General features: G+C 71.5%; 25 protein-coding genes. 11 read left to right on the top strand and 14 right to left on the bottom strand.

The window, feature by feature from the left end:
- Positions 1-34 precede the first annotated feature (34 nt).
- Both IEY89_RS22005 and IEY89_RS22000 read left to right on the top strand, forming a co-directional pair.
- Positions 35-799 (top strand): SDR family NAD(P)-dependent oxidoreductase, encoded by a 765-nt coding sequence (locus tag IEY89_RS22005; RefSeq protein ID WP_189149167.1) that lies wholly within the window; start codon positions 35-37, stop codon positions 797-799.
- 3 nt (positions 800-802) lie between these two features.
- Entirely contained in the window at positions 803-1,600 is a 798-nt protein-coding gene (locus tag IEY89_RS22000) for a ThuA domain-containing protein (protein ID WP_189149166.1), read from the top strand.
- Between the two features lie 38 nt (positions 1,601-1,638).
- On the opposite strand, the gene IEY89_RS21995 is transcribed toward IEY89_RS22000, so the two are convergent.
- From IEY89_RS21995 to IEY89_RS21980, 4 genes are read right to left on the bottom strand one after another with little or no spacing between them, the layout of a single operon-like run.
- The gene (locus tag IEY89_RS21995) at positions 1,639-2,700 is read right to left on the bottom strand and encodes an NAD(P)-dependent alcohol dehydrogenase (protein WP_189149165.1); all 1,062 of its coding nucleotides are present in this window, start codon (positions 2,698-2,700) and stop codon (positions 1,639-1,641) included.
- 2 nt (positions 2,701-2,702) lie between these two features.
- Positions 2,703-3,797 (bottom strand): ABC transporter permease, encoded by a 1,095-nt coding sequence (locus IEY89_RS21990; protein ID WP_189149164.1) that lies wholly within the window; start codon positions 3,795-3,797, stop codon positions 2,703-2,705.
- A 1-nt stretch (position 3,798) separates the two neighbouring features.
- Complete coding sequence (locus IEY89_RS21985; protein ID WP_189149163.1) at positions 3,799-5,334, bottom strand: sugar ABC transporter ATP-binding protein; 1,536 nt, start codon at positions 5,332-5,334, stop codon at positions 3,799-3,801.
- Positions 5,331-6,470, bottom strand: a complete 1,140-nt coding sequence (locus IEY89_RS21980) for a substrate-binding domain-containing protein (protein ID WP_189149162.1) — start codon at positions 6,468-6,470, stop codon at positions 5,331-5,333. The genes IEY89_RS21985 and IEY89_RS21980 overlap by 4 nt, the downstream gene beginning before the upstream one ends.
- Positions 6,471-6,835: 365 nt before the next feature.
- Between IEY89_RS21980 and IEY89_RS21975 the strand changes: the two genes are divergently transcribed.
- The 4 genes from IEY89_RS21975 to IEY89_RS21960 are packed head-to-tail and all read left to right on the top strand — an operon-like array spanning position 6,836 to position 9,830.
- The gene (locus IEY89_RS21975) at positions 6,836-8,245 is read left to right on the top strand and encodes an aromatic ring-hydroxylating oxygenase subunit alpha (protein WP_189149161.1); all 1,410 of its coding nucleotides are present in this window, start codon (positions 6,836-6,838) and stop codon (positions 8,243-8,245) included.
- Positions 8,230-8,556, top strand: coding sequence for a 2Fe-2S iron-sulfur cluster-binding protein (locus IEY89_RS21970; protein ID WP_229695357.1), 327 nt, complete (start codon positions 8,230-8,232; stop codon positions 8,554-8,556). Before IEY89_RS21975 ends, IEY89_RS21970 begins: the two co-directional genes overlap by 16 nt.
- Positions 8,557-8,563: 7 nt before the next feature.
- Positions 8,564-8,779: a transposase gene (locus tag IEY89_RS21965; protein ID WP_189149160.1), complete on the top strand. Its 216-nt coding sequence runs from the start codon at positions 8,564-8,566 to the stop codon at positions 8,777-8,779.
- A gap of 40 nt (positions 8,780-8,819) precedes the next feature.
- Positions 8,820-9,830 carry an NADP-dependent oxidoreductase gene (locus IEY89_RS21960; RefSeq protein ID WP_229695356.1) on the top strand — a complete coding sequence of 337 codons (1,011 nt, stop codon included), beginning with the start codon at positions 8,820-8,822 and terminating at the stop codon, positions 9,828-9,830.
- A 63-nt stretch (positions 9,831-9,893) separates the two neighbouring features.
- On the opposite strand, the gene IEY89_RS21955 is transcribed toward IEY89_RS21960, so the two are convergent.
- The 4 genes from IEY89_RS21955 to IEY89_RS21940 form a co-directional block, all read right to left on the bottom strand.
- On the bottom strand, positions 9,894-10,208 hold the full coding sequence (locus tag IEY89_RS21955) for a putative quinol monooxygenase (protein WP_189149158.1): 315 nt from the start codon (positions 10,206-10,208) through the stop codon (positions 9,894-9,896).
- A 79-nt stretch (positions 10,209-10,287) separates the two neighbouring features.
- Positions 10,288-12,024 (bottom strand): PEP-utilizing enzyme, encoded by a 1,737-nt coding sequence (locus IEY89_RS21950; RefSeq protein WP_189149157.1) that lies wholly within the window; start codon positions 12,022-12,024, stop codon positions 10,288-10,290.
- A 40-nt stretch (positions 12,025-12,064) separates the two neighbouring features.
- Positions 12,065-12,856 carry an SDR family NAD(P)-dependent oxidoreductase gene (locus IEY89_RS21945; protein WP_189149156.1) on the bottom strand — a complete coding sequence of 264 codons (792 nt, stop codon included), beginning with the start codon at positions 12,854-12,856 and terminating at the stop codon, positions 12,065-12,067.
- Positions 12,857-12,885: 29 nt separating this feature from the next.
- Entirely contained in the window at positions 12,886-14,202 is a 1,317-nt protein-coding gene (locus IEY89_RS21940; RefSeq protein ID WP_189149155.1) for an aromatic ring-hydroxylating oxygenase subunit alpha, read from the bottom strand.
- Between the two features lie 149 nt (positions 14,203-14,351).
- Between IEY89_RS21940 and IEY89_RS21935 the strand changes: the two genes are divergently transcribed.
- From IEY89_RS21935 to IEY89_RS41520, 4 genes are all read left to right on the top strand, one after another.
- Positions 14,352-14,825, top strand: coding sequence for a VOC family protein (locus IEY89_RS21935; protein WP_189149154.1), 474 nt, complete (start codon positions 14,352-14,354; stop codon positions 14,823-14,825).
- A 96-nt stretch (positions 14,826-14,921) separates the two neighbouring features.
- Positions 14,922-15,950, top strand: coding sequence for a thiamine pyrophosphate-dependent dehydrogenase E1 component subunit alpha (locus IEY89_RS21930; protein WP_308437458.1), 1,029 nt, complete (start codon positions 14,922-14,924; stop codon positions 15,948-15,950).
- Positions 15,951-15,955: 5 nt separating this feature from the next.
- On the top strand, positions 15,956-16,987 hold the full coding sequence (locus tag IEY89_RS21925) for an alpha-ketoacid dehydrogenase subunit beta (protein ID WP_229695355.1): 1,032 nt from the start codon (positions 15,956-15,958) through the stop codon (positions 16,985-16,987).
- Between the two features lie 5 nt (positions 16,988-16,992).
- The gene (locus IEY89_RS41520; RefSeq protein WP_189149153.1) at positions 16,993-18,453 is read left to right on the top strand and encodes a dihydrolipoamide acetyltransferase family protein; all 1,461 of its coding nucleotides are present in this window, start codon (positions 16,993-16,995) and stop codon (positions 18,451-18,453) included.
- Between the two features lie 259 nt (positions 18,454-18,712).
- Here the strand turns inward: IEY89_RS41520 and IEY89_RS21915 are convergent, their stop codons facing one another.
- Positions 18,713-19,318 (bottom strand): TetR/AcrR family transcriptional regulator, encoded by a 606-nt coding sequence (locus tag IEY89_RS21915; RefSeq protein WP_189149152.1) that lies wholly within the window; start codon positions 19,316-19,318, stop codon positions 18,713-18,715.
- A gap of 140 nt (positions 19,319-19,458) precedes the next feature.
- Between IEY89_RS21915 and IEY89_RS21910 the strand changes: the two genes are divergently transcribed.
- Entirely contained in the window at positions 19,459-20,124 is a 666-nt protein-coding gene (locus IEY89_RS21910; protein ID WP_189149151.1) for a TetR/AcrR family transcriptional regulator, read from the top strand.
- A 290-nt stretch (positions 20,125-20,414) separates the two neighbouring features.
- Here the strand turns inward: IEY89_RS21910 and IEY89_RS21905 are convergent, their stop codons facing one another.
- From IEY89_RS21905 to IEY89_RS21885, 5 genes are read right to left on the bottom strand one after another with little or no spacing between them, the layout of a single operon-like run.
- Positions 20,415-21,569, bottom strand: coding sequence for a thiolase family protein (locus tag IEY89_RS21905; protein ID WP_189149150.1), 1,155 nt, complete (start codon positions 21,567-21,569; stop codon positions 20,415-20,417).
- Positions 21,566-22,009 (bottom strand): Zn-ribbon domain-containing OB-fold protein, encoded by a 444-nt coding sequence (locus IEY89_RS21900; RefSeq protein WP_189149149.1) that lies wholly within the window; start codon positions 22,007-22,009, stop codon positions 21,566-21,568. Before IEY89_RS21900 ends, IEY89_RS21905 begins: the two co-directional genes overlap by 4 nt.
- Positions 22,010-22,029: 20 nt before the next feature.
- On the bottom strand, positions 22,030-23,148 hold the full coding sequence (locus tag IEY89_RS21895; RefSeq protein WP_189149148.1) for an acyl-CoA dehydrogenase family protein: 1,119 nt from the start codon (positions 23,146-23,148) through the stop codon (positions 22,030-22,032).
- A complete protein-coding gene (locus tag IEY89_RS21890; protein WP_229695354.1) occupies positions 23,145-25,874 on the bottom strand; it encodes a putative PEP-binding protein in 2,730 nt (909 codons plus the stop codon). Before IEY89_RS21890 ends, IEY89_RS21895 begins: the two co-directional genes overlap by 4 nt.
- Complete coding sequence (locus IEY89_RS21885; RefSeq protein WP_229695353.1) at positions 25,871-26,503, bottom strand: hypothetical protein; 633 nt, start codon at positions 26,501-26,503, stop codon at positions 25,871-25,873. Before IEY89_RS21885 ends, IEY89_RS21890 begins: the two co-directional genes overlap by 4 nt.
- Positions 26,504-26,595 lie beyond the last annotated feature (92 nt).

Below are 26,595 nucleotides of genomic sequence, written 5' to 3'. Positions count from 1 at the left end.
CCCGCAACATCCCCCGCACAAAGGAGTGACGACGATGGATCTGGGACTGACAGGCGCGAAGGCGCTGGTGACCGGTGCGAGCCGGGGCATCGGCCGGGCGATCGCCGCAACACTGGCGGCAGAGGGCTGCGCACTGGCCCTGTGCGCCCGCGGCGAGGAAGGGCTGGCCAAGGCAGCCGCCGAACTGCGCGGCGAGGGGGCCACCGTCTTCGCGGAGGCGGTCGACGTCACCGACCCGGCCGCGCTCGCGGGCTTCGTCGAGCGGGCCGCCGGTGAACTCGGCGGGCTCGACCTGCTGGTGTCCAACGTGTCGGCGGGCAACGTGAAGGGCCCCGAGTCCTGGGAGGCCAGCCTGCGCGGCGACCTGATCCCGTTCGCCGGACTCGTCGAGGCGGCCCTTCCCCACCTGGAGGCCTCCGACCGGGCCGCCGTCGTGGCCATCGGCACCACCAACGCCTCCGACACCGCGCGCCCGGCCGGCGCGAACTCGTACTCCGCGCTCAAGGCTGCCGTCGTCCAGCACGCCTCGGGCCTCGCGCACGCCCTCGCGCCCAGGGGCATCCGGGTCAACACCGTCTCGCCCGGCCCGATCGACTTCCCCGGCGGCGCCTGGGAGACCATCCGCACCAGCCGCCCCGAGGTGTACGAGGAGGTGCTCGCCAAGCTGCCGATCGGCCGCTACGGCACCGCCGAGGACGTGGCCGCGGCGGTGGCGTTCCTGCTCGGGCGGACCGGCTCGTTCTGTGTCGGGGTCAACCTCGTGGTGGACGGCGGGCTGCTCACCCGCGTCCAGTACTGAGCCGTGGCGGGCCCGGCCGGCCGCCTGGACGCCGTGCTCGTCTGCGGCGGGCGCTGGCACGACTTCGACCACGCGCGGCTGCGGCTGCTGGAGCTGCTCGGCGAGCATCCGAGGGTGCGCACCACGGTGTACCAGGACTACGACTGCGTGAACGCCCTCGACCGGGCCGACCTGCTGGTCACCTACACCTGCGACGTCCGGCCGGGCCCGGCACAGCGGGCCGCACTGGCCCGGTTCGCCGAGCGGGGCGGGCGCTGGCTCGCCCTGCACGGCACCAACTCGGTGATCGAGCCGTCGACGGGTGAGGGGCCGCGGATGTTCACGACTCCCCGGATCCTCGGGGAGCTGGCAGAGGTGCTCGGCAGCCAGTTCCTGGCCCACCCGCCGATCGAGCCGTACGAGGTGCGGGTGACCCGGCCCGACCATCCGCTGGTCGCCGGGATCGGGCCCTTCACGGTCACCGACGAGCTGTACGTGTGCGAGCTGCACGGAGAGCTGGAGGTGCTGCTGCACGCCGAGTTCACGGGGCCGTGCCGCGGTTTCGCCGAGGGCGACACGGCGGCTCTCGACAACGTGCCCCGACCGGTGCTGTATCTCAAGCGGCACGGTCTCGGCGAGGTCTGCTACTTCACCCTCGGCCACTGCCGGGGCCGCTACGACATGCAGGACCTCGGCGTGGACGACACCGGGCGCGTGGACGGGGGCCCCTGGGAGACACCGGAGTTCCTGACGGTGCTGCGGCGGTGCGTAGAGCGGACGGTGGATGTGAGTGGGCCGGCCGGGGATCCGGCCGGCCGCTGAGCGTCACCAGGGGGCTCTGCCCCCTGGACCTCCGCTCCTCAAACGCCGGAGGGGCTAAAGGTGTGCGGCAGCACCACCGCGCGGCCGTTGATGTCACCGGCGTGCAGACGCTCGTACGCCTCAGGTGCCTGTTCCAGCGTGAAGGTCTCGACGTGGGAGGACACGAGACCCTGCCGCGCGAGTTCCAGGACCTCCATGAGCTCCGTCCGGCTGCCCCAGTAGGGGAAGGATGCCGACACCTCGAACGGCAGCCCGCCCCCGAAGCCGACGGCCAGTGTGCCCCCGCCGAGGCCGACGACGGTGACATCGCCCGCCACCGCCACCGACGCGGCGGCGACGGCGAGCGTCGACTCGGCTCCGACGAAGTCCAGGACGACCGCCGCGCCTGTACCGCCGGTGAGTTCCCGGATCCGCGTGGCCGCATCGCCGTCGGAGAGCAACGTCTCGTGGGCCCCCACCATGGCCGCCAGCCCCAGCTTGTCCTTGCTCACGTCGAGGGCGACCACCCGGGCCGGGGTCAGCGCGCGCAGCAGCTGCACGGCGAGATGCCCCAGACCGCCGACGCCGATCACCACCGCCGTGCTGCCGGGCAGCAGCTTCGGCAGCGACCTGCTGATCGCGTGATACGGGGTCAGCCCGGCGTCGGTGAGGGGCGCGGCCTGGACGGGGTCGACGCCATGGAGCGGAACCAGGTGGCGGGGTGAGTCCACCAGTACGTACTCGGCCAGGGCGCCGGGCCAACCGAGTCCCGGCGGCAGGATGCCGAGTCCGGCGGCGTGCGGACAACAGTTCTCCTTGCCCTCGGCGCACTGGTGGCAGCGCCCGCAGCCCCACGGCCCGTACACCGCCACCGCCTCGCCCTCCGCCAGGCCGCCGACACCGGCGCCCACCGCCGCCACCGTCCCGACACCCTCGTGACCGAGTGTCATCGGCAGGGCGTAGGGAAACCGGTCCTCGGGCCAGCCCATGACCGCCAGATCGGAGTGGCAGAGCCCCGCCGCCGTCACTTTCAACAGAACCTGGCCCGGGCCGGGTTCGGGCACCGGAACCTCCACGACCTCGGGGGCGTGCCCCACCCGCCGGTACTGAACAGCCTTCATCGTCAGACCTCCTTGCCCGTAGTGATATCCGGCCGAGGCCCTGTCCGGCGCCGCAGCACGGCGGGCAGGGCGATCCGGCCACCCGTGAGGACCAGCGCCACGATGAGGACCGAGCCGGTGAACAGGCTCGCGGCCCACTGCGCGCTGGTGGCGAGCCCGAGGCCCGTGATGCCCGTGCCGAGCAGGAGGACCGCGAGGACCGTGCCCCAGGCGTTGAAGCGGCCCGCGCGCAACTGGGTCGCCCCGACGAACGCGGCGGCGTACGCGGACAGCAGGTACGGGGTGCCCGCCGTCGGGGAACCGGAGCCCACGGAGGAGGCGAAGACGACGCCGGCGAAACCGGAGAGCAGCGCGGACGCCACCAGGGTCAGAAAGCGCAGCCGGTCTGTGCGCACGCCCTGCAGCCGGGCTGCGTCCGCGTTGAAACCGGTCGCGTACAACCGGCGCCCGGTGGCGGTGTGTTCCAGCAGGAACCAGATGGCGAGGGCGGCGAGCAGCAGATACAGCACCGGCAGGGTGATGCCGCCCACGTCCAGTTGGGCGATGCTCGCGAACGGCTCGGCGAGCAGTTGCACACCGGTGATCGAGCTGTCGTTGGTGACCATGGTGATCAGGGACTGGATCAGTGCGCCGGTGGCCAGGGTGGCGATGAACGAGTCGACGCGCAGGACCACCACCACGATTCCGTTCACGACTCCGACCAGCAGCGCGGCGGTCATCGCCAGAGCGATGGCCGCGCCGGGACCGAGTCCTGAGGAGACCATGAAATACGCGGCCAGCACGCTGGTGAGCGACATGGTGTAGGCGATCGACAGGTCGAAGACCCGTGCGGCCAGCGGCGGTACGACGCTCAGCGCCACCAGGCCCGCCACGGCGTTGCCGTTCAGGACCTGCTTGACCGTGATGGCGGTCGGGAACGTGTCCGGCGCCCACACGGAGAAGAGCACGACGATCACCAGCCACACGTACACGGCGCCGATGGTGCGGAACGACAGGGCGGCCACCGCCCGTCGGACGACTGTCCCCGGTGCGGACACCGTGGAACTCTCCGGTGCGGACGGCGGGAGCTCCGCCTTCCGGGTCGGGGTGGACGTCATGTCACTCGGTTCCTTCCATGGCGTGCACGAGTGCGGACTCGGTGATGTCCCGGCCGCTGATCTCCCGGGCGATCCGGCCGTCCCGCACCACCAGGACGCGGGTGCACAGCGCGAGCAGGTCCTGTGTGTCGGAGGAGGACACGATGACGCCCATGCCCTCGTCGGCCTGACGCTCTATCAGGTCGTACAGCTGGAGGCGGGTGGCGATGTCCACGCCCGCCGTGGGTTCGCACAGTGTCAGTACGGGTGGACGCTGGGCCAGGCAGCGGGCCATGACGACCTTCTGCTGGTTGCCGCCGCTGAGGGTGGTGATCCTTGCACTGGCAGGGCGGCGGCCGGCCGTGTGCACGCCGACCCGTCGGATCCAGTCCTCCGCCAGCGCGGACTCGCGGCGCCGGCCCAGCCGGCCGGAGCGGGCGCGCAGCCGGTCAAGGAGCGGCAGGGTGAGGTTCTCGCCGACCGAGAAATCACCGATCACCCCTTCGCCCGCACGGTCCGCCGGGACCAGAGGGAGGCCCAGTCCGTCGGCGTCGCGTGCCTCGGTCCACCGCTCGGAGCGTTCCGGCAGCCGCAGCCTGCCGCTCACCCGCCCGGCATGGGCCCCGCACACCGCGTACGGCACGATCTCGTGGCCGGAACCGACCAGGCCCGTGATGCCGAGGCGCTCACCCCTGGCCAGGTCGAAGCCGACCCCCCGCAGCGGCCCGGCCCACAGGTCGCGGACCTCCAGCACGGGGTCGGCGCGGTCGGAAGGAGGCGCGGGACGGTGGTCGGTCTCCGTCTCCTCGCCCGCCATCAGCTCCGCCAGTGAGCGCGGAGTGAGGTCGGCGACCGGGTGGGTGGCGATCCGGCGTCCGCCGCGGATCACGGTGACCCGGTCGGCGAGCGCGAAGATCTCGTCCATCCGGTGCGACACGTACAGGACGCCGGCGCCGGCGTCGCGGACCTCCCGCACGATGTCGAACAGGCGGGCCACCTCACCGGGCGGGAGTACGGCGGTTGGCTCGTCGAGCACCAGGACACCGCGGTGTCCCTCCCAGCCCTGCAGCGCGGCGGCGATGGCCACCACCGTGCGCTGGACGGGGGTCGCCGCCGACAGGGGCCGGCGTACGTCGATGCCGAGGCCGAACCGCTCGACGAGGGCGGTCGTCCGCCGCTCCATCTCCGGCCAGCGGATGTTGCCGAGGGCCGTGCGGGCGAAGCCGTGACTGAGGGCGAGGTTGTCGATGGCGCTCAACTCGCCCACCAGCCCCAGTTCCTGGTGGACGAACCGGAGCCGGTCGTGGCGGGAGGCCGTCACCTGGCCGAGGTCGAAGGGCTCGCCGTCGAGTTCGGCCACCGCGCCGGGCTCCGCGTGGTGGTAACCGGCGAGGATCTTGATGAGGGTGGACTTGCCGGAGCCGTTGGGGCCGATCAGGGCGTGGATCTCGCCGGGCGCGACCTCCAGGTCGACGTCGGTGAGGGCCTGGGTGGCGCCGAATCTCTTCGACAGGGCGGCCACCCGCAGCACCGGACCGGTCCGCACGGGCCCGGTCAACTCAGTCCCCACAGGGCCTTGAACTGCTTCTGGTAGTCCTCGACGATCGGGAAGTCGCCGTCGGCCGAGGGCAGGTTGTCCTTGGTGACGAGCATGTTGGGCAGCGCCGCCTGCTGGTCCACGTCCATGGGCTGGCCGGTGAAGTGCCGGGCCAGCGCGTCGGCCTGGAGCCACGCCGTCTCGTGCGAGTTCAGCGCCATGGCGCCGTCGGTGAGACCGCTCTGGATGTACTGGTAGTTCTGCGCGTCACCGACGTTGACCACGATGTGTTTGCCGGTGACGCCTGCGGTCTTCAGCGCGGCCGGCACGCCGACGTTGAGCAGACCCAGTGAGAAGACGACATGGGTCACCTTCGGGTGCGACCGGAGGTAGGACACCACCCGGTCCGGCATGTCCTTGCCCACCGAGGTGATCGGTACGTCGACGTTGTCCAGCCCGCAACCGGCGCACCACTCCTTGTATTTGGTGGCGAAGGAGTCCTTGACGGGCTTGAGGATCGTGTACGCCGGCAGATCGAAGTAGACGGTGTCCGCCTTGGCACCGCTGTTCGCCACCACCCAGGAAGCGAGCATCTCGCCCTGGACGGCGACGTCTTCCGGGCCGTTCTTCAGCAGGGAGATGCCGTCGCCCAGCACGTCGTCGGCGTTGGACTGGATGACGGGGATGTCGGCGGCCTTCAGCTGCGCCAGCTGCTTGGCGTAGACGGCACGCGGGAAGCCGGAGGCGATGACGGCGTCCGGCTTGTCGCGCAGGGCCTGTTCGTAGGCGGCCTGGACGGACTCCGGGGTGCCCTGGGTGGCGATCTGCTTCACCTGCCAGCCGAGTTCCCCGGCGGCCTCGGTGAAGAAGTCGGCGAGGTCCTTGCAGGACTGGACACCGCAGAGGATGAAGTCGATCTTCTTGCCCCGGGGAATCGGCTTGCCGACGGGCTGGGTCACGGAGATCGCGGCCGGGCGCTCGGAGAACGTCGCCAGGGCAGCGCGGGCCGCGGTCAGGCCGGGGGAGCCGGGTGCCGCCGCCTGCGTCGAGTCGGCGGTGGTGGCGCCGCTGCCGCACGCCGCCAGGGTGAGCAGGGAGGCGACGGGGACGATCGCGGTGAGGGTACGGCGGACCGCGTGGCGGGGTCTGGAACTCATCGTTGAGTACTCCCGAGGTGTGTCGCCTGCGCTGCCGGGACCCGCGTCGCTTGCGCGTTCGCGGCGGTCGGCTCGGTCAGGCGGACCGATGGTGTGGTGCCCCGGGGCGGGAACGCCGCGAGACGGGGCCGGAACGGCAGAGATCGTCCCGGAACGGAGAAACTTATGAGGACCTACAGCCTCAAGTGGCTCGGAGTGTGACATGCCGCAGCGGGCTTGGGCAGAGGGTCGCCGCAAGAAATTCCAGGAAAACACTCAAATTGCATGATGATCTCGTACGGATCGGGGTTCGCTCGTCAACGCGACTGTTGCTCCTGGCCGCGACTGGTAACTACACTCACTCTAAAGTTTCTGTCGGAGGAGAGATGATGGACGCAACATCGGAGCCGGCCGCTGCGCGGTGCCCCGGGCCCACCGTCCAGGACTACCTCGACCAGGACAGCCGGCCCGTTCCCCCCGCCCTGCGGTACGAGCGGAACGACCACCTGGGCAGCGAGGACATCGACACCGCCCGCTTCACGTCCCGGGAGTGGGCCGAACGCGAGATGCGGCAGGTCTGGCGGCGCGTGTGGCAGTTCGCCTGCCTGGAGAGCGAGATACCCGAGGTCGGCGACCACGAGGTCTACGAGATCGGAGACGACTCCCTCATCGTCGTCCGCACGGCCCCCGACGAGATCCGTGCCTACGTCAACGTCTGCCTGCACCGCGGACGCAAACTGCGCACCGGCGGCGGCAACGTCAGCGAGTTCCGCTGCTCGTTCCACGGCTTCGCCTGGAACCTCGACGGCACCATGCAGACCCCGCCCTGCGCCTGGGACTTCCCGCACGTCACCCCCGAGAAGTTCGCCCTTCCCGAGGCGCAGGTGGCGACCTGGCGCGGCTTCGTCTTCATCAACATGGACCCGTACGCCGAGTCCTTCGACAGTTACCGCGGCACCTTCGACGAGTACTACATCTGGCCGCTGGAGAACCGTTACAAGTCGCTGCACATCGGCAAGGTGCTGCCCTGCAACTGGAAGATCGCCCAGGACGCGTTCATCGAGTCCTTCCACGTGATCGCCACCCACCCGCAGATGCTGCCGTGGCTCGCCGACGCCAACTCGCAGTACGACGTCATGGCGGACCAGCCGAACTGGAACCGGATGATCAACATCCAGGGCGCTCCCAGCCCGCACGTGGCGGACTCCGTCACGGAGCAGGACGTCCTGGAGACCTTCTACGACTCGCGCGCGTTCTACGCCGCCGCCCAGGGCCGTGACCTGGTGATGCGGGAGGGCGAGGAACTGCCGGCCGTCCCGCCCGGCGGCACCGCCCGCCAGGTCCTCGCCGAGCGGATGCGCGAACAGCTGGCCGCCACCTCGACGCAGGACTTCTCGGCCACACCGGACACCGAACTGCTGGACGCCATCAACTACTTGCTGTTCCCCAACTTCAACCCCTGGGGCGGTGCCAAGTCGAACATCATCTACCGGTTCCGGCCCAACGGCCTCGACCCCGACTCCTGCACCGCCGAGATCATCTTCATGTCGTCCCCGAAGCGGCCCGGCGAGATCCCGCCGCCGGCGAAGATCCGCTGGGTGCCGGAGGAGATGCTCTTCGCCGACATCCCCGAACTGGGCGTGCTCGGGCCGGTCTTCGACCAGGACTGCGAGAACCTGCCCTACGTCCAGCAGGGCCTGAAGGCGATGCGCAAGCCCGGCATCACGCTGGCCAACTACCAGGAGAGCCGCATCCGTCACTTCAACCGGACGCTCGACCAGTGGATGGACAAGTGACCCACCGGGTGGCGGTCAGGCCCCTGGGCGAGGAGCTCGAAGTCCTCGACGGTGAGGACCTGTTCACCGCCGCCCAGCGACTCGGCTACCGCTGGCCCACCGTCTGCGGCGGCAAGGGCACCTGCCGTACCTGCTTCGTGCAGGTGGAGGAGGGCGCCGAGAACTGTTCCCCGGTGGGCCCGCTGGAGCGCGAGGGCATCGAGGCCCTGCGCAGGCCGGTGGACGGCCTGACCCGGCTCGCCTGCCGGCTCCGGGTCGAGGGCCCGGTGACCGTGACCAAGCGCGGCGTGCGCCGCCGAGTGCAGGAGTGAGGCCCCCGTGTCCAAGCAAGTGATCCACCCGCTGACCGGGCATGTGTACCGGCTCACCGAGGACGGACTGGTCGAGGTCACCGACCCCGGGACCGGGGCGCAGGGCGTCTTCGACTTCCAGGCCCGGTGGCAGTCCGGCGAACTGCGCCACGCCGACCTCCAGATGGCCGGCTGGGTCGGCCGCCTCGCCCAGCGGCGTACGCCCCCGCAGCCGGAGCAGTGATCCGGTGACGCCGCCGCGTACGACCCGGGTGGTCTGTCTGGTGCGTCGGCCCGTTGGGGAGCCGCTTCCGACCGACTTCGCCGTCGAGGAACGACCGCTGCCGCCCCTGGGGGAGGGGCAGTTGCTCGTGCGCAACCTCTACATGAGCGTCGACCCGTCCATGCGCGGGCGCCTGGAGAGCACCGAGAAGCACTACACGCACAACTTCACCCCGGGCGCGCCGCTCGACGGCCGCGCCCTCGGTGTCGTGGAGGAGAGCCGCTGCGCCGCAGTGCCGCCAGGCACGTACGTACGCCATCAGCTCGGCTGGCGGGAGCGGGCCGTGCTGGACGCGGCGGACACCGACGGCGCGGGTCGTATCGACCCCGGACTCGCCCCGCTGCCCACCTGGTTGGGGCTGCTCGGGCAGACCGGGTTCACCGCGTACGTGGGCCTGACCCGGATCGTGGAGCTGCGCCCCGGCGACACCGTTTTCGTCTCGGCGGCGGCCGGCGCCGTCGGCACCGCCGCCGGCCAGTTCGCGCGTCTGCTGGGCGCGGAGCGTGTCCTCGGCACCGCCGGAGGGCCGGACAAGTGCGCCCTGCTGGTGAAGGAGTTCGGCTACGACGCCGCCGCCGACTACCGTGCCGAGCCGGTACGTGACGCGCTGGCCCGGCTGGCGCCCGACGGCATCGACGTGTACTTCGACAACGTCGGCGGTGAGCAGCTCGCCGCCGCCCTGCACGCGCTGCGGACCGGCGGCCGGGTCGCCCTGTGCGGCATGATGTCGCAGTTCGGCGGTGACCGACTGTCCGGCCAACGGTCCGCGGACATCAACCAGTTGATCCAGGCGGTCCTCAAGCGGCTGACCCTGCGCGGCTTCATCGTCCGCGACCACGACGACCTGCGACCGGAGTTCGAGCGACGGGTCGCGGGCTGGCTCGCCGAGGGCCGGATCACCGCGCGTGAGACGGTCGTGGACGGCCTGGAGAACGCCGCGGGGGCGCTGCTGTCCCTGCTGGGCGGGGGCAACATCGGCAAGATGCTCGTGCGGCTGGACGACTCCCACTGAGCGAGCGTGCTGAAAAAACGGCGCCCCCTGGCAGGGGGCGCCGTTTTCCCGCGTGGGGCGTGTTCACCGCATGGGGCGGGACGCGGCCACCGTGTGGGACGTCAGGGAGACCCCGACCCGGGCCAGCCCCGCCACGGCCGTCCGGAAGTCCTTGATGTGCGGAGTGGCGAAGTGCTCGTCGAGGGCCTGCTGGGAGGTCCAGTGCTCGTACACCCGGATCCGCCCCTCGTCGCCGGGATCGGCGGTCATGGCGTAGTCCAGGCAGCCCGGCTCCTCCTCGCGGGTCCGTCGGCCCAGTTCGACGAGGGCCTCCAGCATCGTGGCGCGGTCGCCGGGCTCGTAGTCCATCCAGCCGGCGACGATGATTTCCTCGGCCATGAGAGTCACGCGTTCCTTTCGCGGTCGTGACCGCGGGCCCGCCGCTGATGGGGAAGGCAGCGACGGGCCCGCGGCGTACTCAGCTGCCGAGCGGCACCGGGACACTGTCCACGGTGACCGTGCCCCGCTCACCGTCGACCGTGATCACCATGCCGTCCCGCAGGCGTCGCGTCCCGCTCTCGACGGAGATCACGGCCGGGATGCCCAGCTCACGGCAGACCACCACGGCGTGACTGTTGAGCGCGCCCACGTCCACGACGGCCGCGCCGGCGACCAGGAACAGCGGTGTCCAGGCCGCGTCCGTGATCGGCGCGACCAGGACCTCGCCGGGCTCCAGCGCCTCGCACGAGGCCGGGTCGGTGACCACCCGCACCCTGCCGGTGTACGTGCCGTGGCTGCCGCCCACACCGCCGAGCACATCGCCCTCGACGGCCGCCGGGGTCCGCTCCTCGGCGCGACGCGGCCAGGTGTCGATCTCGGTCTGCGCGTCCTCGGCGACGAAGAACGGCGGCTCCAGCTCGTACAGGCCCGCGTACTCATCGAGCCGCTGTGCGATCACTGGCCCGAAGGACGCCGGGGCGGCGACATAGTCGTCGAGTTCCGTGTCCAGCAGCATCATCACGTCCTCGGGCCTGGCGAAGATCCCCGCCTCGACGCCGCGGCGACCGAGCTCCCGTACGGCCATGCGGATCTCGTTGACGACGGTGACGCAGTTCGCCTTGGTGCGCTCGCGGGCCGGGATCCACACCTGGGAGGCGTGCATGCCGGCGTCGAACATGGGCTGCGTCTCCTCGGGCAGCGCGGCCCGGATCTCGCGCGCCGTCCGCTCGCGCCCCTCGGTGAGCCGCGTCCGGCGGGCGGCCGGGGAGTCGTCGTCGGCACTGTGCCGGATGCGGTCGACCAGGGCCAGTGCCTGGACGGGCGCCGCCTCCCAGGACAGCGCGTGGATGTCCCACTCGTTGGGGCCGCGGTCGCCGGACTCCGCCAGGAACTCCTCGAAGGAGTCACGGAACGCCTTCAGGTCCCCGGTCGCGGCAACGAGCGCCTGCTCGACCGCGGCCGTGCCCCGGTCGAACAGCGCGGTCAGCTCGGCCGAGGCCGCCACCTGGCGGGACAGCGTCCACAGCCCTGTCGAGGGGGAGGCGGAGTCGACGTCGCCCAGACCGCCGATCAGGTCGAGCATGGCGCCGGGGCGGCCCACGCTCGCGCACAGCGGGCCCAGGATCGCCGGTCCGACGGACGCGGGCAGCGACGACTCGACGTGCCGCTGGAAGGTCGTCTCCACCTCGTCCAGCAACGACCGTGCGTACGCCACCAGTTCGGCGTCGGACAGCTGTGTCAGGTCGGGGCGCGAGTGGCGCAGGGCGCGCAGCCGGTCCCGGTCGGCGTCCGCCTCGGGGAAGCCGGCCTGGCCGAGCATCCGCCCGAGCGTCGCGCCCGCCTTGCCGGTCAGCTCCTCGTCCTGGTCGTCCGGGTGCGCCACGTACACCGGCGTGTCGGAGCGCTGGCCGACGAAGGCCGCGTCGATCTGGTCCGCGGTCTGGCCCATCCGGATGCCGAACAGCCGCATGTGGGACAGGTTCAGATAGAAGTGGCCGCCGAACATGCCCACGAAGGGCGGTCGGGGGCCGGCCACCTCCTCCTCGCGGTAGATGCCGAACCCGACGAAGCCGTTGCGCCAGCCCTGCAGACCGCGTCCCCAGACCAGGGTCCAGCCCAGCGGGCTGGCGGGGTCCGGGAGAGTCTCGCCCGCGTTGGCCCGGGTGTAGTGCGGCAGCCGCTCACTGCGCTGCCAGTCCGTGATCCAGCTCTTCATGACCGAGGTCTCCCGCCGTCCGTAACCGCGCCTGCCCCGCCTACCACTGTGCCGTGCCGCCGTCGACGCTGATCAGCGTGCCGGTGATACCCGCGCCCGCCTCGCTCGCGAGCAGCGTCGCGACCGCCGCGACCTGCCCGACCGTGGTGATCTTCTTGGTGGCGGCATGTTCGGCGAAACGGCCCAGCCACTCCTCGTACGAGATGCCCTCGGCCTCCGCCGCGGCGGGACCCGCGGCCCGCATGAGGTCGGTGTCGACGGCGCCGGGGCAGATGGCGTTGCAGGTGATGCCCTGGGTGCCGTACTCGAAGGCGGTCGCCTTGGTCAGGCCGTGGATGGCGTGCTTGTTGGTGATGTAGTGGCTGATCGCGGGCTTGTTGGCCTGCTTGCCCTCCACGGACGAGATGTTGATGATGCGACCCCAGCCGCCCTCCAGCATCTTCGGCAGTGCCCGGCGGGTGCCGTAGAAGTAGCCGTTGATGTTCAGATTGAGGGCGTCGTGCCACGCCTCGTCGCTGAGCTGGTGGATCGGGGCGAAGCCGGAGCTGCCGCCCACGTTGTTGACCCAGATGTCGAGCCTGCCGAAGCGCTCGGCGGCGAAGTCGGCGAGGCCCTCGATGTCCTCCTGGCTGTTCGCGTCGCAGGGGTGGAAGACGGCCCGGTCCCCGGCGCCCATCTCCTCCAGAGCCTGCTTGCCCTTGACCTCCGAACGGCCGCTGACCACGACCGTCGCGCCGTCGGCCAGGAAGGCCTCGGCGATGGCGCGGCCGATACTGCGCGTGCTGCCCGTGATCACCGCGACACGTCCGTCGAGGCTGCCCGTAGCCACCATGGTGTTCTCCCGCGAGTGTTGTTGGTTGTTCACCTGGTGGCTCTGGGGGCTGCTGTGGCGCCTCTGTCCAGGTGCTGGTGAATGGTGCGGTGGAAGTGCTGGAGTCCGGGCTCGTTGCGTCCGAAGACGAAGTCGGTCCCGTCGAGGGCCTTCAGGCCCTGCTGGACTCCGTAGGTGGTCGCGTAGTCCTCGTCGCGGACCACCTCGTGGAACCACTCGCCGAACCGGTCGGCGGTCCGGCGTTCCTCGTCGGTGACCGCCGGTTCCCGCAGCAGGATGATCTGCTGGGTCACCGACTCGGTCGCCGTCCGGGGGAGCACCAGGGACACGGCGATCTTCTGCCGCCAGCCACCGGCGATGGCGAGGCCCGGGAAGAGCCAGTAGATGGGGCCGACACAGTCGCCGGGGTCCCGCTGGTCCGGCGGCAGGTCGACCGCCTGCGCGATGGGGCGCAGGGCCGGCGCGATGCGCTGGTGGGGGCCCCAGGTGTCGTGGGCCATCATGTTGGAGAGGTTCGTCTCGAACACCGTCTTGGGGTGCAGCGAGGCGAAGTGGTACGTCTCCAGATACCCGTCGAGGGTGACCTTCCAGTTGGGGCTGGTCAGCTCGCCGGTGGAGTAGTGGTGGCACTCCGCCAGCCGGAGGCCCTCCAGCAGCGGCAGCAGATCGCCCAGCCAGCCGTCCAGGTCGGGCTCGGCCGCCGGGTCCAGCGAGACGAACACGATGCCCGCGCGCTCCCCGGCCGGGAGCCGGACGAGACTGCGGCCCTCCCGCGGAACCTCGCCGAAGGTCTTCTCGGCGTACACGCCCCGCAGCTCCCCGGCCAGGTCGTAGGACCAGGAGTGGTACGGGCAGGTGATCCGCTTCGAGACCCCGCAGCCGGGTTCGAGGAGCTTGGCTCCCCGGTGCCGACAGGCGTTGATCATCGCGTGCACGGTGCCCTGCCGGTCGCGGGTGATCAGCACGGGGATGCCGAGCACGTCGATCGCCTTGTAGGTGTTCGGCCCGGGCAGCTCACAGGACATGGCGAGCGGCAGCGGGACGCTCCGGTGGACGGCGTCCGTCTCGCGCTGCCAGCGGTCGGCGTCGAGGTAGTTGGCCACGGGTTCCGTCCACTGGCCGTCCGCCTCGTGCGTGGTGTTGGCGCGGTAGTGCGCCATCACCCGCTCGACGAGTTCCGCCGCCTCTCGCCGCATCGTCTCCGATGCCGCGTCGGTGGATCGGTCCTGGCTGATCCACGACGAGTATTCGGGGGTCGAGGGGGCGCCCGGAACGGACGGAGCCGAGACCGGCGACCTGCGCTCGGCGCCTGTTTCACGAATCTCCGGCGAACTGGTCTGGACCACGATGTCCTCACATTCTCCCCAGCCGCGAGCCGGTGACCGGCTTCTGAATGCGACAGCTGGGTTGTGTCCGAAACGACAACAGGACTTAGTGTGCTCTGTCAATAGAAAGTGTCGAAGTCGCAGCTCGCTGTCGCGTGGGGGTGGGTGTGATGGTCGTGACCCGGCCGTTCGAGGTGGGTGTGGTGGTGCGGGACGTGCGGGTGATGGAGCGCTTCTACTGCGACGTCATCGGCTGTCGCGTCGAGCACCGCTCGCGCGTACCGGAGTCGATCGGGGGTCCGGCAGGGCTCGGCGGCGAGCTGGTGGTCGTCTGGCTGCGGGTGCCCTCAGGGGGGTGTGTCAAGTTGATCCTTCCCCGGTCGGACCAGGGGGCGGTCCCGGTGTCGCCACCTGTGGAGCCCTTGTCGACCGGGCGTCCGGGGCTGTCGTATCTCACCTTCCACGTGGACGACTTGGACCCGGTGGTGGCGGCGCTGTCGGCCGCGGGGGCCAGGCCCCTGTCGGATCCGGTCGTCGTCCTCGCGCGCGGCCGGCGGATCAGCTTCTGGGCCGATCCGGAGGGCAACGCCGTGGAGTTGGTGGACGCCCGGGGAAGTGACCCAGCTCCGGGGCATAGTAATTAGAGACGCTGTTCAGTAAGGTGCCCCGTGCTGGTTACTGTAGACCAGCACAAGTAAGTCCGATTGCTTGGCAACCTCCCTCGGACGAAGGGGCGGACGATGGCTCAACGAGCGTCGACGGCGTCGAAGAAATCCCCGCAGGCCGGATCGCAGGCCGGCCCGCAGATCAGCCCGCTGGTCATCAAGGACCTGCACGAGCGCATGGTGCGCATCCGGCTGTTCGAGACCGAGGCGGGCAAACTCATGGAGGCGGGCAAGCTGCCCGGCTTCCTGCACCTCTATGTCGGCCAGGAAGCCGTGGCCGCCGGGGTGATGGCGGCCCTGCGCGACGACGACCAGATCACCTCCACCCACCGCGGCCACGGACACGCCGTGGCCAAGGGCGTCGGCTTCCGCGAGATGTACGCCGAGCTGTACGGCCGGGTCACCGGCGCCTGCCTCGGCCGCGGCGGCAGTATGCACATCAACGACCTCACTCGCGGCATGCTCGGCGCCAACGGCATCGTCGGGGCCGGCGTCCCGATCGCCGTGGGCGCCGCCTTCGCCGCCCGCTACAAGGGCGAGGACAACGTCGCCGTGACCTTCTTCGGCGACGGCGCCACCAACATCGGCGCCTGGCACGAGGGCGCCAACATGGCCGCGATCCTCGGCCTGCCCGTGATCTTCGTCTGCGAGAACAACGGATACGCCGAGTTCACCCCGCAGTCCGCGCACATGCTGATCACGGATGTCGCCGACCGGGCCGCCGCCTACGGCATGCCCAGTGTGATCGTCGACGGCATGGACGCCGTCGCCGTCCACCGCGCCGCCGCCGAGGCCGTGGAACGGGCCCGGTCCGGCGCGGGCCCGATGATGATCGAGGCCAAGACCTACCGCTTCTTCGACCACCAGGGCGTCAAGGGTCTGCGGCACCCCTACCGCTCGGACGAGGAGGTCGCCGAGTGGAAGACCCGCGACCCCATCGACCTGATCGAGGCCCGTGCGGTCGCCGACGGCACCGCGACCCGTACGGAGCTGGACGACGTATGGCAGCGCACCCGCGACGAGATCGCCGCGGCCATCGCGTACGCCGAGGCGAGCCCGCTGCCCGACCCCGCCGACCTGCTGCTCAACGTCTACTCGGGATGACCGCCATGACCGCCATGACTGTGACGACCACCACCACCGAAGCGCCGGCCGTCGCCACGCGCAAACTCAGCTACGTCAAGGCCTTCAACGAGGGACTCGCGCAGGCCATGCGCGAGGACGAGAACGTCTTCGTCGCAGGCGAGGACGTGGCCGGATACGGCGGCGTGTTCCGCATGTTCGACAACCTGCTCGACGAGTTCGGCCCCCGCCGCATGATCGACACCCCGATCTCGGAGGCCGCCCTCGTCGGCCTCGGTGTGGGAGCCGCCGCCCGGGGTCTGCGCCCCGTGGTCGACCTGATGTTCATGGACTTCATCGGTGTCTGCCTGGACCAGATCGTCAACCAGGCAGCCAAGATGAAGTACATGTTCGGCGGTGCGCTCTCCGTGCCGCTCACCATCACCACCGCCTCCGGCGCCGGCCTCGGTGCCGCCGCCCAGCACAGCCAGAGCCTGGAGGCCTGGCTGGCCCACGTACCCGGCCTCAAGGTGGTGATGCCGAGCGACGCGTACACCGCCAAGGGCCTGACCGTCGCGGCCATCCGGGACGACAACCCGGTCGTCGTGATGCTCAACAAGGTCCTGCTCGGCAGCACCGGCGAGGTGCCCGAGGAGATCTACGGCATCCCGCTGGGTCAGGCGCACACCGCACGGCAGGGCTCCGACGTCACCGTGATCGCCCTCGGCCGCATGGTGGGGGAGGCCCTCGCGGCGGCCGACGAACTCGCCGCCGAGGGCGTGGAGATCGAGGTGATCGACCCCCGTACCGTGCAGCCGCTGGACACCGAGACGATGTTCGCCTCCGTGCGCCGCACCAACCGGGTGCTCGTCGTCCATGAGGCCGTCACCTTCGGCGGGCTCGGAGCGGAGATCGCCGCCCAGATCCAGGACGTCGTCTTCGACTACCTCGACGCGCCGGTCCTGCGCATCGGGGCCCCCTTCTCGCCGGTCCCCTTCTCTCCCGTTCTGGAGAAGGCCTACGTGCCCGATCGCGCCCGCATCGCCCAGGGCTGCCGGCGTCTCCTCGAAAGGTCGTGACGGACGTGGCCGTCGAGGTTCTGCTGCCGAAGATCGGCCTGACCATGCAGGAAGGCACGATCGACGAATGGCTGGTGTCCACCGGCGCGGCCGTCGCCGAGGGCGACGCGCTGCTGCGGCTGGCCACCGACAAGGTCGATGTGGATGTGGAGGCGGAGGCCGGGGGACTGTTCCACCCTGTGGTCCCGGCGGGCGTCACCCTGCCGGCCGGGGCCCTCATCGGCTGGCTGCTGGCCGAGGGCGAGCAGCCACCGGACCCGGGGGGTACGCCGATGCCCGCCGGGTCCGGGTCCAGCGCGGCCACGGCCGCCGAGCCCGCCCCGACCGGCGGCGCCGCGGGTGCCACCGCCGTGCCTGACCTCGGCGGTGGTGCGGGTACGGGTGTCCTGCCTGCCCTCACCGGAACCGGCGAGGGGCTCGGTGCCGCCGCAGTCCCCTCCGCGGTTGGCGCCGGTTGCCGTCTGCTGGCCTCACCCAATGCCCGGCGGGTCGCCGCAGCCGCCGACATCGACGTCACCGCCGTACGCGGCACGGGGCGGGGCGGACGGATCGTCTCCGAGGACGTGGAGGAGTTCCTCGCGGCGCTCCCCGACATCCCCATCGCACTGGCCCCTCCGGGCGGTACCCCTACCTCGCCGCTGGTCCGCAAGCTGGCGAAGGAACGGGACATCGACCTCTCCGCGGTGAACGGCACCGGGCCCGGCGGCCGGATCCGCCGGTCGGACCTCGACGCGGTCACCCCGGCGCCTGTCCGCCGTAACGCGGCGGCTCCGCAGCCCGGCGACGTCATCCCGCTCACCGGGATGCGCGGCACGATCGCCCGCAGGATGCATGCGAGCCTCCAGGAGATGGCTCAGCTGACGCACGGCTACGAGGTGCGGATGGACGCCGTGGTGTCCCTGCGGGACCGGCTCAAGGAGGAGTGGGCCGACAGCACACTGGCGGTGCCCAGCCTGGGCGATTTCCTTCTGAAGGCCGCCGCCCTGGCCCTGCGCGAGCACCCGCTGCTCAACGCGACGGTGCGGGAGGACGGCATCCATCTGCTCGACGGCATCCACCTGGGCTTCGCCGTGGCCGTTCCGGGAGGTCTCATGGTCCCTGTGATCGAGGACGCGGTGACGTTGTCGCTGCCCGAGATCGCCCGCAGGTCGAAGGCCCTGGCCCAGGCCGCGCGGGAGGGGCGAATCTCCCCCGCCCAGCTGGAAGGGGCCACTTTCACCGTCACCTCGCTCGGCGGCTACGGCGTCGACTTCTTCACCCCGGTGATCAACCCCGGCAATGTCGCGATCTTGGGGGTGGGAAGACTCAGGGACGGCGTCGAGTGGGTGGACGACCGGCCACTGCGGACACGGGTGCTCACCCTGAGCCTCACCTTCGACCACCGGGCCGTCGACGGGGCGCCCGCCGCCGAGTACCTGCGCACGGTCGGAGAGTTGCTGAGCAAGCCCCTCCGCCTGTTGGTGTGATCCCCAGTCCGCGAGGCCCAGGGTCTGTTGTCTGGATCACGCTGACTTCGGGTTGCGGTGCCGTTGTCTGCCGGTGGGGGCGGGGTGTGGTGCGTGCGGCTGCGAGGCGGAGGAGGGCGTCGACGCGATGGGGGTCCTCCCGGTCGAGCGGAGTCGGGAGTGGGGGAGTCGGCAACCGACGACAACGCGGCTGGGGGTCCCCCCTCCCGGGGAGTGCGCACCACACCCCGCGGCCCAGGCGTGCTCCAAACGACAGACCCTAGGTGGCCGGGTCGGTGATCCGTTCCGCGAGATCGCCGACCTCACGGACGAAGGAACGGTGCCCCAGCGACCGGTACACGTCGTCCCCCCGGACCTGGGAGATCGCGGCGGTCTCCAGCAGTGCCAGCAGACCCAGACCGATCACCGCCGCCTCGGCGTCGGAGACGGACGCACGGGCCTTGCGGATCAGCCGTACCAACTCCTGCAGCAACTCCGTGCGGCTCTCCTGGCGCAGTGCCTCCGCGTCCTGGCTCATGCCGGCCGACGACACGAAGAACACGGTGGCGGCGGACCGGTACTCGCCCATCCAGGCCAGCAGCGTGGTGACGGACGCTCCGATGTCCGAACCGGGTTCGTGGGCCTGCGTGATCGCCTCCAACTGCTCGCGCAGCGCGGCGGCGAACGCACGCATGGCCGCCGCCAGGACCTGGTCCTTGGAGGAGAAGTGGTAGTACACCGCCGCCGAGGTCATCTCGGCCCGCGCGGCGATGTCGGCCACCGTCACCTCGTCCGGCGACTGAGTGGCGAACAACTCCGTGGCCGCCTCGATCACCCACTGCTTGCGCGAGGGACGGTGAGCGGCGCGGGTTCCGGATGTCGTCATGCTGTCAAGTATGCCGGGACCTCGTTACCCTGAAGGCCAATGAGCAGCGGGAATTATGCGACCGGCCCGTGGGAGTTACTGAATACACTGGTCAGTACGCAGGGCCCTCGGACATGGGGTCACGGCAGCAGGCAGGGAGCATGATGGCCACCACGAAGAACGGCAAGCAGCCCGCCCACCGCCCCTCGCGGCGGCAGCACATCATCACCGCCGCCGTGCGGGTGTTCGGCCGCAACGGCTTCGCGGAGACCAGCATCCAGGACATCGCCGACGAGGCCCAGGTGGTGCCCACGGCCGTCTACTACCACTTCGACGGCAAGGACGAACTCCTCGAACTGGCCATGCGCCGGGTCTTCGACCAGCTGAACGCGGTCGTGGAAGCGGCCCGGCCGGAGTCCGAGCCGGGGGACGCGGAGGGCCTGGTCAGGGTCATCGACGCGGTGTGGGAGTGGGTGGAGCAGAACCCCGACGAGGCCCGGCTCTACCAGGTCCAGGTCGCCTCCGCCAACGGCAACGTCAAGGTGCTGCGGGACGAGTTCGAGCAGCGGCACATCCAGCGCGGCTACGACTATCTGCCCGAGGGCACCACACGCAGCCCCCGGGCGGCGAAGGCCCGGCACGCGGCCCAGGCGCTCGCGGTCCGCACGCTGATCAGTACGACCATGCTCGTCACCGCACTGCGGGCGGAGGGAGGACCGCTGTCCCAGCTCCCCTCCCGGTCCGTCCTGGAGGCGGTCAGGGCACTGGCACTGCGCATCGTCGCGACCGAGCAGCAGCCGACGGAGTCGGTCACCTCACCGATCTGAGGCGGCGCACCGGTTCACCCGGGAAGCGGCTCGCGGCCGGCGAACAGTCTGCCCTGCCCGTGGTCCTCTGGAACGGGAGCGGCCAAACCAGGGCGTCGGCGCCCTCCTTCGGACCACGTGGGACGGAGAGGCCGCCCGTCCCACCGCGGGGCCGCCGGGGTCGACGGAGTTGACCAGGACGCCCTGCCCCGGCCTCGGCCGCGAACAGTGGGGTCAGGGCGTCGAGCCCCGCCTCGGAGATCCGGAAAGCGGGATACCGACCGGAGTTCCCATGCCTCGACCGCCGCCTCTCACACCGTCAGGACCGAGCACGCGCTGATCCCCGGCGCACCGTACACATGGGTGAAGCCCACCCGGGGACCGCCAGGTACCTGCAGGCCGGGCGCGCGGCCCTGCAACTGTCGTACGACCTCGTGGAACTGACGGAGCCCGGAGGCGCCGACGGGCTCCCCGCCGGCCAGACAGCCGCCGTCGGTGTTGACCGGTATCCGGCCCGTGGCATGGGTGACCCCGGCGGCCAGCAGCTCCTCCTGCTCGCCGTGGCCGCACAGCCCGGTCTCCGCGAGGTGGATCAGTTCCGAGCCGCTGTCGGTGTCCTGCAACTGCGCGACCCGGACATCGGCGGGCCGTACTCCCGCCGTGCGGAAGGCCGCCTCCGCGGCGTCGATGCTCGGGCTGTGGTGCGGTCCCGGCGGCAGCCAGGGCGAGAACACCTCGAACGAACCGAACCGCCGGGTCCGGAAGGCCAACGACGCCAGTTTCACCGGTCGTTCGCACAGATCGAACGCCCGGTCGCCGAGTGCCAGCACCAAGGCCGCCGCGCCCTGTCCGGGCGAGCAGAACATGTACTGGGTGAGCGGGGGACTGACCTCGGCGGAGTCGAGGATCTCCTGCTCCGTCAGCGGCTTGCGACGCCAGGCGAGGGGGTGGTGCGAGCCGTTGCGGAAGGCCCGCGCGGCGACCATCGCCAGTGCGCGTTCCGAGATCCCGTACTCGTACAGGTACCGCTGGGTCTTCAGCGCGAAGAACTGGGTGGTGAGCATCATGCCGGACTCGGCGTACCAGTCGCCAAGACCGTAGCGGGCGGCGGACACGTGGAACGCGCCCCGCTCATGCTTGTCGAACCCCACGGCCAGTCCCAGGGAGGCCTCGCCCGCCCGCAACGCGTTGGCCACCGCGAGCACGGCGGAGGCCCCGGTCGCGCAGCCGTTCTGCACATTGACGAACGGCACGCCGGTCAGGCCCAGCCGGCCCACGAGTGTGTCGGGTTTGCCGGACACGTCGGAGCCGCCGGCCGCGTAGCCGATGTCGTCCCAGGCGACACCGGCGTCGGCCAGCGCCTCGCGCACCGCCCGCTCGGCCATGTCCATTCCGGTGACGCTCTCGTCGCGGCCGAAGGGGCGCATCCCGCATCCGACCACGTACACGTCGTCGCGCCGGCTCATCGCTCCCCGTCCCGCTCCGGGCGGAACGCGAACGTCACCACCTCGGTTCCGTCCTCGTCCCGGTACGCGGGCACCGTGGTCAGCCGGACCGGCAGACCGATCCGGACCTCCGCGCGGGAAACCGCCAACAGTGCCTCGACCAGCACCTCACCGAGATCCACATAGCCCACGTGGTAAGGCCGGTGGCCGTCGGCCGGCGTCCGGTACGGCGGCTTCGGCGGGAACGCCTGGCGCGTCCACGACCACACACGCCCGCTCACCGGCAGTGTCCGCGCGGACATCGCCCCGCCCGAACACCGGGGACACGAGTCCTGCCGGGGGAAGACGACGGTGCCGCACCCGGAGCAGCGGGCGCCCGTGAGACGCGGTGGATCCCCGTCGTCGAACTCCGGATTCCCCCGGTTCTCGAACAACGACTCCTCGATCAGCCTGGTGGTCATGGTCCCTCCCTTCTTCCGTGTCACCAGCCCAGCAGGCCGGCCAGCCGTTCCCTATGGTGTGCGGCGCCGCCCAGGAGGACGGCGTCGGACTGGGCGCGCCGGAAGTACAGGTGCGCGTCGTGTTCCCAGGTGAAGCCCATACCGCCGTGGAGCTGCACGCATTCGGCGGCGACGGAGACGAACGCCTCGCCGCACCACGCCTGTGCCACCGCCGCCGCCTCGGCCAGCGACTGAGACGAGCCGTCCGCCCGGACCGCGCGCACCACGGCCGACCGTGCGGCCTCGACCTGGAGCAGCATGTCGGCGCAGGCGTGCTTGACCGCCTGGAAGCCGCCGATCGCCCGGCCGAACTGGGTACGGTCGCGGACATGGGCCACCGTCATGTCCAACGCGGCCTGCGCGCCGCCCAGTTGCTCGGCGGCCAGCGCCACCAGGGCCACGTCCAGGGCGCGGGAGACGACGTCAGCCCCCTCACCGCCGGCGGTCAGCGCCCGCACCCGGGCGCCGGAGAAGGTGACCACCGCCTGGCCCCGGCTGAGGTCCAGGGTGGGCACCCGGCGCACCGTGACCCCCGGCTCGCGCGGGTCGGCCAGGAAGAGGTCCACGCCGTCGGTCCCGGCCGCGGCAACCACCAGCGCCTCGGCGTCGGCGCCGTCGAGAACGAACGGCGCGGTGCCGTCCAGCAGCGGGACGCTGCCCCGCCAGGAGACGCCCACCGGAACGGCGTCGGCCCGCCACGCCCCGTCGGGCGCGGCCACCGCCAGGGCGTGCACAGTGCCTTCGGCGAGCTTGGCCAGCGCCTTGTCGGCCGTACCGCAGGCGGCCAGCACCTGACCGGCCAGCACCGTGGAGGACAGCAGCGGTACCGGTGCCAGTGTCCTGCCCAGTTCCTCGCAGACGACGGCGATCTCGGCGAGCCCGCCCATGCCTCCGGCCGCCTCGGGCAGGCCGAGGGCCGCGAGACCGACCTGCCGGCCGAGGGCGTCCCACAACCCGGCGTCGATGCCGGGTGCCTCCTCGGACAACCCGCGTACCGCGGCGGTGCCGCCGGCGTCCGCGCACACCGACCGTACGGTCTCGCGCAGGTCCTCCAGCTCGGTGTCCGACAGGGCCGTACCGTCGGTGGCGGTGCTTGTCATCGTGCGCTCCCGCTGTCGTCGTACCGCTCCCGCAGGGAACTGTGGGCAGCCGCCATCCGGGCCACCGGCACGCGGTGCGCGGAACAGGAGACGTAGTCGAGGCCGAGGCCGTCGCAGAACGCGATCGACTCGGGGTCACCGCCGTGCTCACCGCACACGCCCAGCTTGATGCCGGGCCGTACCTCCCGTGCCCGTTCGACCGCCAGGGCGATCAGCGCACCCACCCCGTGCGGGTCGAGCCGTGCGAACGGGCTGGCGGTGAGGAACCCGCGCTCCTGGTAGTCGGCGAGCACCTGGCGCTCGACGTCGTCCCGGGAGAATCCGTAGGTGAGCTGAGTGAGGTCGTTGGTGCCGAAGGAGAAGAACTCGGCGTGCTCGGCGAGTTCACCGGCCAGCAGGGCGGCCCGGGGGGTCTCGATCATCGTGCCGAGCCGGTACGGGACCTCCACCCCGGTGCGGGCGGCGACCGCGTCTGCGGCACCGCGTACGTACGCGGCTGCGGCTGCCAGTTCCTCGGGCAGACTGACCAGTGGGATCATCACCTCCAGCTCCGGCCGGATCCCGGTGGCGGCGACATCGGCCCATGCCGTGAACAGCGCCTCGGCCTGCGCCGGGTAGAGCCGCTCGTGCAGCAGCGCCAGCCGTACCCCGCGCAACCCGAGCATCGGGTTCGCCTCGCGCAACGCGTCGGCCCGCTGCTCCTCGGCCGCGTCCAGGGCCTGCCCGGGGGAGGGCAGGAACTCGTGCAGCGGGGCGTCCAGCAGGCGCACGGTCACCGGGCGGTTCCCTACGGCGGCCAGCAGTGCCGTGAAGTCCTCGTGCTGGGCCCGCTCCAGGGCCGACAGCGCCTCGTCACGGGCGGTCGGGTCAGCGGCCAGGAGCACCCGGCGGATCAGCGGCAGCCGCTCGCCGAGGAACTGGTGTTCCGTACGGCACAGTCCGACACCCTCCGCGCCCAGCGCGAGGGCCGTCTCCACCTCGGCGGCCGTGTCGGCGTTGACCCGCACGCCCAGCCGGCGTGTGTCGTCCGCCCACTCCAGCAGGGTGGCCAGTTCGGGCGGAGGTCCTGCCATGCTGACGCTCAGGGTTCCCGCGTAGACGGCGCCGGTACGGCCGTCCAGCGAGATCGGGTCGCCCTCGCCGACCACCCGTTCCCCGAATCGGACCGTCCCCGCGGCCAGGTCCACCCGCAGTCCCTCGGCGCCGCACACGGCGGGTTTGCCGGCGCCCCGCGCCACCACGGCGGCGTGCGAGGCGATCCCGCCGCTGCCGGTCAGCACGGCGCTGGAGGCCAGCATCCCGGGGACGTCCGCCGGGGTCGTCTCGGCGGCCACGAGTACGACCCGGGTACCGTCGGCGGCCAGTTCGAGGGCACGTTCACTGGAGAGGACGACCGCACCGGTCGCCGCCCCCGGTGAGGCGGGCAGCCCCTTCACCAGGAGTTCCTCCCCGCCGGTCAGCCGGAGCTGGGGGTGCAGGAGTTCCTGCACCTGCGCGGGTGTGATCCGCCGGACGGCCTCCTCGCGGCCGATCGCCCCGTCCCGGGCCAGGTCGGCGGCCAGACATACCGAGGCCCGCAGTGGTGGCCGGAGCTGTGCGGAGGCGGCGAGCAGGGAGATCTCGTCGTCGCGCACCTCGAAGTCGACCGACACCGGGGCACGCAGATGCCGCTCCAGGGTGAGCAGGGAGTGCTCCAGCAGCGCGGTGCCGCCCGCGAGCCGGTCCAGCGGTTCACCGGTGTGCGGCGGCGGAGCGCTGCGGCGAACCCCCCGGAAGAAGGAACCCTGGGGAGCGAGGCGTCCGGTCTCGGGGTCGCGGCTGACGGCCGTGCCGTAGCCCGAGTGGTCCGCCGGGCCGATGCGCAGCGCCTGGACATGCAGGGCGACGGCCAGCTCGGCGGGGAGCCGCTGGGATCGGCGGGATCTTCTCGCACGCGGCGAGTCCCACCGGGCGAGAAGAGCACGCGCTGCCAGTGCGAGCTGCTGTGCCGGATCGTCGGGGAAGGGCCCGGAGCCGTGTTCCGCCACGAGCGACAGCAGCGTCTCCAGCCGTTCCCGGGGCCCGGACGTGTCCAGGAGGGCGTCGTCGAGCACCGCCCCGGGCACGTCGAGGGCGTACTCGGCGATCATGCGCACGGTGGCGGCCCACACCTCGTACAGCGCGTCCGCCCGCCCGATGACGGCGCACAGGTCGTCGGCACGGGCGGGGGCGATGCCGAGACAGGCCAGGTCGGGCGGGAGCCCGGCGATGTCGGTGGGCGCGCTCGCCGACAGGCGCAGCAGCAGCGGCCGGGCGGTGTCCCCGATACGCCGTCCCGCGAGCTGTTCGACCAGGGCCACGGCGGCTTCGGCGGTGTCGGTCTCGCACAGCGACGCGGCGGCGCCGGCGGGCACGGTGAGCCCGGGCACGACCGGCAGGCCGAGGGCGACCAGCCGGTCCATCGCCGCGCCGTGCGCGCCCAGCTCGTCCGCGTCGAGGCCCCGGATCCGTCCCTGCCCGTACGGCACCAGGGTCCGGCCGGGGGTCGCGGAAGGCACTGCGGTCCCGAGGTCACGGGGGGCGTCGGGGAGTCCGAGGGGCCCGTGGGTCCCGGCGGTCCCGGGGGCTGCGGAGGTCCTCGGGGGCCCGGAGGTGCCGAGGGTGCCAGGGGTCCCGGGGGTGGTGGAGGGGGCGACAGGCGGTCCGGGCTGTGCGAGCGGGTCCGCCTCGCGGTCGGTGACGCTCACCCCCGGCTCCTTGTGACCAGCTCCTCTTCGCGGGCCTCGTCCTCGGCCCGGCTGATTCCCAGCACGAGCAGCAGCTCCTGATGCAGGCGCATCCACACGGTGTGGTACGAGTCGCACAGCGGCGAGGCCAGCCAGGCGGGCGCGCCGTCGTCGAAGCGGTCGAGGGCTTCCTCCAGGGCCGTCAGGTACTCCCCGCTGCCCACGAGCACTTGGTCCAGTCGGCGCAGCACGGGCTGGATGGCCTCGTGCACGTCTTCCAGTGCTTCGCGCACCCCCGCGTCGTAGACGTCGTCGGAGTGGTCGTTGACGGAGCCGTCGGGGCGGCACTGCCATGCGGTGCACACATCGCGGATCTTCCGGTTGACCGGCAGGAACGCCTCGTACGCCGCGGTGGTCCGCTCCTCCTGTTCGGAGCCGGGGGGAACCCGCAGGAGCTGGGCGGCGGCGGCCTTGGCGCGCTCGGTCGGCAGCACCACCGGCCCCTTCACCATCGCCAGCCCGGCGTCGACCAGCGGACGGTGCTCGGACTCCGGCCGGCCGCGCCACATACCCCGCAGAACGAGGTCGACGACGGCCTCGGTCAGGGGCTCGTCGGGAGCGTCCGGAAGGTCCACGGCAGCAGATGGCATCGCCACACCTTTTCCCCGGTTCTGTGGTGACCGGTTCCTCGGATCTGTGTTGCCCGGAGGTTACGCCCAGGCGGGCCTGTTAGTGAAGAGGA

It is taken from the genome of Streptomyces lacrimifluminis (assembly GCF_014646095.1).
In the GTDB taxonomy this organism is placed as follows: Bacteria; Actinomycetota; Actinomycetes; order Streptomycetales; family Streptomycetaceae; genus Streptomyces; species Streptomyces lacrimifluminis.
Note: the sequence above shows the minus strand (reverse complement) of the source record. Positions and strands in the feature narration are given on the sequence as shown.

Excerpts from the sequence above, each read along its gene's own strand:
- IEY89_RS22005 (WP_189149167.1), top strand. The coding sequence starts at position 35 with ATGGATCTGGGACTGACAGGCGCGAAGGCGCTGGTGACCGGTGCGAGC.
- IEY89_RS21995 (WP_189149165.1), bottom strand. The coding sequence starts at position 2,700 with ATGAAGGCTGTTCAGTACCGGCGGGTGGGGCACGCCCCCGAGGTCGTG.
- IEY89_RS21990 (WP_189149164.1), bottom strand. The coding sequence starts at position 3,797 with ATGACGTCCACCCCGACCCGGAAGGCGGAGCTCCCGCCGTCCGCACCG.
- IEY89_RS21980 (WP_189149162.1), bottom strand. The coding sequence starts at position 6,470 with ATGAGTTCCAGACCCCGCCACGCGGTCCGCCGTACCCTCACCGCGATC.
- IEY89_RS21975 (WP_189149161.1), top strand. The coding sequence starts at position 6,836 with ATGATGGACGCAACATCGGAGCCGGCCGCTGCGCGGTGCCCCGGGCCC.
- IEY89_RS21955 (WP_189149158.1), bottom strand. The coding sequence starts at position 10,208 with ATGGCCGAGGAAATCATCGTCGCCGGCTGGATGGACTACGAGCCCGGC.
- IEY89_RS21950 (WP_189149157.1), bottom strand. The coding sequence starts at position 12,024 with ATGAAGAGCTGGATCACGGACTGGCAGCGCAGTGAGCGGCTGCCGCAC.
- IEY89_RS21945 (WP_189149156.1), bottom strand. The coding sequence starts at position 12,856 with ATGGTGGCTACGGGCAGCCTCGACGGACGTGTCGCGGTGATCACGGGC.
- IEY89_RS21935 (WP_189149154.1), top strand. The coding sequence starts at position 14,352 with ATGGTCGTGACCCGGCCGTTCGAGGTGGGTGTGGTGGTGCGGGACGTG.
- IEY89_RS21930 (WP_308437458.1), top strand. The coding sequence starts at position 14,922 with ATGGCTCAACGAGCGTCGACGGCGTCGAAGAAATCCCCGCAGGCCGGA.
- IEY89_RS21925 (WP_229695355.1), top strand. The coding sequence starts at position 15,956 with ATGACCGCCATGACTGTGACGACCACCACCACCGAAGCGCCGGCCGTC.
- IEY89_RS21915 (WP_189149152.1), bottom strand. The coding sequence starts at position 19,318 with ATGACGACATCCGGAACCCGCGCCGCTCACCGTCCCTCGCGCAAGCAG.
- IEY89_RS21910 (WP_189149151.1), top strand. The coding sequence starts at position 19,459 with ATGATGGCCACCACGAAGAACGGCAAGCAGCCCGCCCACCGCCCCTCG.
- IEY89_RS21905 (WP_189149150.1), bottom strand. The coding sequence starts at position 21,569 with ATGAGCCGGCGCGACGACGTGTACGTGGTCGGATGCGGGATGCGCCCC.
- IEY89_RS21900 (WP_189149149.1), bottom strand. The coding sequence starts at position 22,009 with ATGACCACCAGGCTGATCGAGGAGTCGTTGTTCGAGAACCGGGGGAAT.
- IEY89_RS21895 (WP_189149148.1), bottom strand. The coding sequence starts at position 23,148 with ATGACAAGCACCGCCACCGACGGTACGGCCCTGTCGGACACCGAGCTG.
- IEY89_RS21885 (WP_229695353.1), bottom strand. The coding sequence starts at position 26,503 with ATGCCATCTGCTGCCGTGGACCTTCCGGACGCTCCCGACGAGCCCCTG.